The sequence below is a fragment of the Micromonospora sp. NPDC005305 genome (assembly GCF_040607315.1).
Classification (GTDB): domain Bacteria; phylum Actinomycetota; class Actinomycetes; order Mycobacteriales; family Micromonosporaceae; genus Micromonospora.
Genome location: NZ_JBEXGL010000058.1, coordinates 1 through 1,137, shown reverse-complemented (window position 1 = coordinate 1,137; position 1,137 = coordinate 1). Strand labels below are relative to the sequence as shown.

The 1,137-nt window shown below is 66.5% G+C and carries 1 protein-coding gene; it reads left to right on the top strand.

Features of this window, described 5'->3' with window-relative positions:
* Positions 1 to 48: 48 nt before the first annotated feature.
* The gene (locus tag ABZS80_RS33265; RefSeq protein ID WP_355062176.1) at positions 49 to 1,137 is read left to right on the top strand and encodes an IS630 family transposase; all 1,089 of its coding nucleotides are present in this window, start codon (positions 49 to 51) and stop codon (positions 1,135 to 1,137) included.

The following is a 1,137-nucleotide window of genomic DNA, read 5'->3' as shown; positions in this document are numbered from 1 at the left end:
CCTAGTGTCCTGAGTCGTTATTTCGCCGGCAGATAGTAGGCTGTCGGGGTGGCTGGTCGTCCGCGTGGTGTGGTGGAACTGTCCGATGACGAGCGCGCGTGCCTGACCCGGTGGGCGCGGCGGGGCAAGTCGTCGCAGGCGTTGGTGTTGCGGTCGAAGATCGTGTTGTTGTGCGCCGATGGCCTGGTGAACACGCACGTCGCGCAGCGGCTTGGGGTGTCGCGGGACATGGTGGGCAAGTGGCGTAGCCGGTTTCTCGCGCGTCGGTTGGAGGGCCTCGTTGACGAACCGCGGCCGGGGGCGCCTCGTCGGATCACCGACGACCGGGTCGAGGAGGTGATCGTCAGGACGTTGGAGCAGCAGCCGTCCAACCAGGACAGTCACTGGTCGACGCGGTCGATGGCCAAGGAGACCGGGCTGTCGCAGACCGCGGTGTCGCGGATCTGGCGGGCGTTCGGCCTCAAGCCGCATCTGGTGGACACGTGGAAGTTGTCGGCCGACCCGATGTTCGTGGAGAAGGTCCGCGACGTGGTGGGCCTGTATCTCGACCCGCCGGTCAAGGCGATGGTGCTGTGCGTGGACGAGAAGTCGCAGATGCAGGCACTCGAGCGGACCCGGCCGATGCTGCCGATGATGCCCACGGTCCCCGCGAGGCAGACCCACGACTACGTCCGCCACGGCGTGGCCAGCCTGTTCGCCGCGTTCGACGTCGCCACCGGCACCGTCATTGGCCAGGTCCACCGCAAGCACCGCCATCAGGAGTTCCTCAAGTTCCTGAAGGTCGTCGACGCCAACACGCCCGCAGAGTTGGATCTGCACCTGGTCCTGGACAACTACGCCACCCACAAGACGCCCGCGGTGCAGCGGTGGCTGGCCGCGCATCCCCGGTTCCACCTGCACTTCACACCAACCTCGGCGTCCTGGCTCAACCTCGTCGAGCGCTGGTTCGCCGAGCTGACCAACCGCAAACTCCGCCGCTCCAGCCACCGCAGCCTCGCCGAACTCGAAGCCGACGTCCGTGCCTGGATCGACGCCTGGAACGCCGATCCGAAGCCCTTCGTGTGGACCAGAACCGCCGACGACATCCTCAACAGCCTCGCCACGTACTGCCGGCGAATTAACGACTCAGGACACTAG